The sequence below is a fragment of the Micromonospora sp. DT201 genome, from assembly GCF_049841575.1.
In the GTDB taxonomy this organism is placed as follows: Bacteria; Actinomycetota; Actinomycetes; order Mycobacteriales; family Micromonosporaceae; genus Micromonospora.
Genome location: NZ_JBNCKP010000050.1, coordinates 1 through 5,137, shown reverse-complemented (window position 1 = coordinate 5,137; position 5,137 = coordinate 1). Strand labels below are relative to the sequence as shown.

General features: G+C 69.8%; 2 protein-coding genes. Both read right to left on the bottom strand.

Annotation, left to right across the window (positions count from 1 at the left end):
* The coding region (locus ACLQ28_RS34285; RefSeq protein WP_425690406.1) for a type I polyketide synthase at nt 1–1,493 on the bottom strand (1,493 nt) is incomplete at its 3' end.
* Nucleotides 1,494–1,496: 3 nt separating this feature from the next.
* On the bottom strand, nt 1,497–5,137 hold a 3,641-nt coding region (locus ACLQ28_RS34280), incomplete at its 5' end, for an SDR family NAD(P)-dependent oxidoreductase (RefSeq protein WP_425690405.1).

The following is a 5,137-nucleotide window of genomic DNA, read 5'->3' as shown; positions in this document are numbered from 1 at the left end:
CGCCGCAACGCACCCTCACTCCGCGCCGACACCACCAACGGCCCCACCACCGAGGCCGAATCCACGACCGGATTCACAGCCGGCTCCACGGCGGGGGCCTGTTCCAGGATCACGTGCGCATTCGTGCCACTCACCCCGAACGACGACACACCCGCACGACGCGCACGACCACTCTCCGGCCACACGGTGTTACCGGTCAGCAGAGACAGCCCACCGGCTGACCAATCCACGTGCGGCGACGGCTCATCCACATGCAACGTCCGCGGCAACACCCCATGCCGCATCGCCATCACCATCTTGATCACACCCGCAACACCCGCCGCCGCCTGCGTATGACCGATGTTGGATTTGAGAGATCCCAACCGCAGCGGCTCACCCGCCCGGTCCTTGCCATACGTGGCGAGCAACGCCTGCGCCTCAATCGGATCACCGAGCCTGGTGCCCGTGCCGTGTGCCTCCACGACGTCCACGTCGGCCGGCGAGACGCCGGCAGCCGCGAGAGCTTCACGGATCACCCGCTGCTGCGCTGGCCCATTCGGTGCGGTCAGGCCGTTGCTGGCCCCGTCCTGATTGACCGCCGACCCACGGACCACCGCCAACACCCGATGACCATGACGCTGGGCGTCGGACAGTCGCTCCAACACCAACATCCCGACGCCCTCGGACCAGCCGGTGCCATCCGCCGCCGCCGCGAACGGCTTACACCGGCCATCCGCCGCCAACCCCCGCTGCCGAGAGAACTCCACAAACGCACCCGGCGTCGACATCACCGTCACACCACCAGCCAACGCCAACGAACACTCACCCGACCGCAACGACTGACTGGCCAGATGCAACGCCACCAACGACGACGAACACGCCGTATCCACCGTCACCGCAGGACCCTCAAGACCAAACACATAGGCGATGCGGCCGGTGGCGACGCTGCCCGCGCTGCCCGTGTCGACGTAGCCCTCGACCTCGGCGGGGAGGGCGGCGAGCCGGGTCGCGTAGTCGTGGTAGATCAGACCGGCGAAGACTCCGGTGCGGCTGCCTCGTACGGTGGCCGGGTCGATTCCGGCCCGCTCGAACGCCTCCCACGACGTCTGCAACAACAACCGCTGCTGCGGATCCATCGCCAACGCCTCCCGCGGTGAAATCCCAAAGAACTCCGCATCGAACTCCGCCGCGTCGTACAGAAACCCACCTTCACGCACATAACTGGTACCCGGACGCCCCATCTCCGGATCAAAAAGCCCACCCAGATCCCAACCCCGATCAGCAGGAAACCCAGCGACAGCGTCAACGCCATCCACCACCAGCCGCCACAAACCCTCCGGCGAGCTCACACCACCCGGAAACCGGCACGCCATACCCACAATGGCGATCGGCTCGGTGGTCTCCAGCTCGCTGATTCGGCGACGGGCCTGGCGCAGATCAGCGGTGGCGCGCTTGAGGTAGTCGCGGAGCCTATCCTCGTTCGACATCTCGCCCTGTCCCCTCGTGGCCGGCACGGCTCAGCTGCCCAGCTCGTTGTCGAGCAATTCGAAGAGCTCCTCGTCGGTGGCGACGGCGACCTCACTCTCGAGGTCACCGTCCAGATGCGGCCCGGTGCTCCACCGGCCGAGCAGGACCCGAAGCCGTGAGGTGACCTGGCTACGGACCGCGTCGCTGGGATCGACGTCGGCCAGCAGGGATTCCAGCTGTTCCAGCTCCTGCAGCGGACCGCCGCCAGTGGACTGCTGCGGAAGCGAGCTGTCCAGGTGGCCGGCGAGCGCGGCTGCGGTCGGATAGTCGAAGACCAGGGTGGGTGGCAGCCGCAGCCCGGTCACGGTGCCGAGCCGGTTGCGCAGCTCGACAGCGGTGAGCGAGTCGAGGCCGAGTTCGGCGAAGTTCTGCGCAGGCTCGATCAGCGTGGCGTCGGGATAGCCGAGCACGACGGCGATCTGTTCCCGGACCAGGTCCAAGAGACGACGGGCGCGATCCGGCCCCGGCAGGGCCGCGAGACTCTCCTGGGGCCGGGTGGCCTCGCTGCGGGCGCGGCGGATCGGGCCGCGGACCAGTCCGCGCAGCAGCACCGGTACCGCGTCTGGCTCGCTCTGGGCCAGAGCGGTGGTGTCGAGGCGGACCGCTACGACGGTGGCGCGGTTACCGGTCCACGCGCTGTCGAACAGGGCGAGACCTTGCTCGGCGGCGAGCGGCGCGACACCGGAGCGTGCCATGCGGGTGATGTCGGCCGTGGAGAGGTGACCGGTCATGCCGCCGTCTTGCCGCCAGAGCCCCCAGGCGATCGACGTGGCTGGCAGTCCTCGCGCCCGGCGCTGCGTGGCGAGGGCGTCGAGGTAAGCGTTGGCGGCGGCGTAGTTGGCCTGCCCGGCACTGCCGAAGGTCGCCGCGGCCGAGGAGTAGAGCACGAACGCGGCCAGGTCCAGGTGCCGGGTCAGCTGGTGCAGGTGGCGGGCGGCGTCGGCCTTGGAGCGCAGCACGTGTTCGACACGTTCCGGAGTCATGGACTCGAGCACCCCGTCGTCGATGACCCCTGCCGTGTGCACGACGGCGGTCAGCGGGCCCACACGTTCCAGCAGACGTGCTGTCTGGGCGTAGTCGGAGAAGTCACACGCTTCGACAAGCACCCGGGCACCCGACGCGGCCAGATCAGCGACCAGGCCGCGCGCCGCCGCGGAGTCCGTGCGTCGTGCGGCAAGAACCAGATTTCGTACGCCGTGAGCGGCGACCAGATGCCGTGCCACCAACCCGCCGAGGGCCCCCGTGCCGCCGGTGATCAGTACCGCCGCGTCCGTATCGAGCACGGGCGGCATGGTGAGCACCACCTTGCCGACGTGGCGGGCCTGGCTGAGGTGCCGGAACGCTTCTGCGGCGCGACGAACGTCCCACGCGGTGACCGGCAGCGGATGCAGCACGCCGTCGTCGAAGAGGCGCAGCAGCTCACCCAGAATTTCGCCGAGCCGCTGCGGTCCAGCCTCGTGCAGGTCGAACGCGCGGTAGGCGACGCCCGGGAACGTCTCTGCGACGTGGTCAGGATCCCGGATGTCGGCTTTGCCCATCTCCACGAACCGGCCGCCTCGCGGCAACAGCCGCAGTGACGCGTCGACGAACTCCCGCGCCAGGCTGTCGACGACCACGTCGACGCCCCGGCCTCCGGTGTGGTCGAGGAACTGCGCCGCGAAGTCGGTGGTGCGTGAGGAGGCGATGTGCGCGTCGTCCAGCCCTGACTCGCGTAACGTCGCCCATTTGCCAGGGCTGGAGGTGGCGTACACGTCGGCACCCCAGTGCCGCGCGAGCTGCACGGCGGCCATGCCGACACCGCCGGCCGCGGCGTGCACGAGCACTTTCTCTCCGGGCCGGATCCGGGCCAGGTCGGCGAGCGCGTAATAGGCGGTGAGGAACACCACCGGCACCGATGCGGCCTCGGCGAAGGTCCAGCCGGCCGGGATCCGTACCAGCGTGCGGTGGTCGCCGATCGCGGTAGGGCCGAACGAGCCGTCGAGGATGCCCATCACCCGGTCGCCGGGTGCGAGGCCGGTGACACCGGGCCCGATCTCGGTGACCACACCCGCGCCCTCGCCGCCCATCCGCGCCTCCGGGTCGGGGTACATGCCCAGAGTGATGAGCACGTCGCGGAAGTTGAGACCGGCCGCACGGACGGCGACGCGGACCTCACCCTCGCCCAGCGGAGCGGTCGCCTCGGGGCAGGATCGCAGGGTGAGACCGGCGAGGGTGCCGGTCTCGGCGACGTCCAGCAACCAGGCGGTTTCGCCGGCCGGCGGTATCAGCTCGGGTGTGGGTTGCCGAACGAGGCGCGGCACGTGCAGGTCGCCGCCCCGGATCACCAGCTGCGACTCGCCGGTGGCCACGGCCGCGGCGAGTGCCGCCTCGGACACCGGGTCGTCGTCGAGGTCCACAAGTACGAACCGGCCGGGATGCTCCAACTGCGCGGAGCGCACCAGGCCCCACACCGATGCCGAGCCGAGAGCGGGTGCCGGGTCGCCCGCCTGCACCTGCATGGCGCGACGGGTGACCACGATCAGCCGCCGCCCGGTCGTGCCGTCCCGTAGAGCTTCGAGCGTACGGTGCACGGCGGCCCGCTCGTCGTCTCCGGCGGGCACGGTGAACACGGCATCGGCAATGGGCTCCGGGTCGGCGGGTGTGGTGATCGGCGCCCAGCTCACCTCGAACAGCGTGTCCGGATGGGTGCTTCCGGCGGCCGGGATGTCGTCGGAGGACAGCCGACGGGTGATCAGCGAGGCGACCTCGGCCACCGGCGTACCGCCGGAATCGGCCACCGCGAGGCGCACGCCGCCGGCCTCGCTGCGCGACCACCGCACCCGCAGTGCCGTGGCACCGCGGGCACGGACCGTCGCGCCGCGCCAGGAGAACGGCAGATGACCGGCGCCACGGTCGTCGAGCAGGTCGCCGAGCGCGAGGGCGTGCAGGGCGGCGTCGAGCAGGGCCGGATGTACGGCGTAGCGGCCGGCCGTCGACTGCTGGTCCGGTCCGAGTCGCACCTCAGCGTAGAGGTCATCACCGATGCGCCACACGTCGCCGAGGCACCGGAACGCGATGCCGTACTCGACGCCGTTCACCGCGAAACTCTCGTACAACCCGGTGGTGTCGACGCGGACAGCGCCGGGCGGCGGCCACTCGTCGAACGCGAAGTCAGGTTCCGGAAGCCGAGCCGCGAGGACGCCGGTGGCGTGTTGGGTCCAGTTTCCGTTGGTGTGGGAGTGGATGGTGAAGGGGTGGTGTCCGTTTTCGTCGGGGGTGTTGACGGCGAGTTGGATGTCGGTGGTGGTAGTGGGAGTCAGGGCGAGTGGGGTGTGCAGGGTGAGTTCGTCGATGCCGTCGAGGTGGAGGTGGGTGGCGGCGTGGGTGGCGAGTTCGAGGAAGCCGGTGCCGGGGAAGATCACGGTTTGCTGTACCGCGTGGTCGGCGAGCCAGGGGTGGGTGTGTAGGGATAGTCGTCCGGTGAAGAGGTGTCCGTTGCCGTTGGCGAGTGTGGTCGCGGTGTCCAGCAGCGGATGAATGCCGCCGGTAGTTGGCGTGGCCGGTGCAGGGTTGAGCCAGAAACGCTGGGTTTGGAAGGGGTAGGTGGGTAGGTCGTCGTGCGCTGGTGGGTTCGGCGGATACCACCGCACGG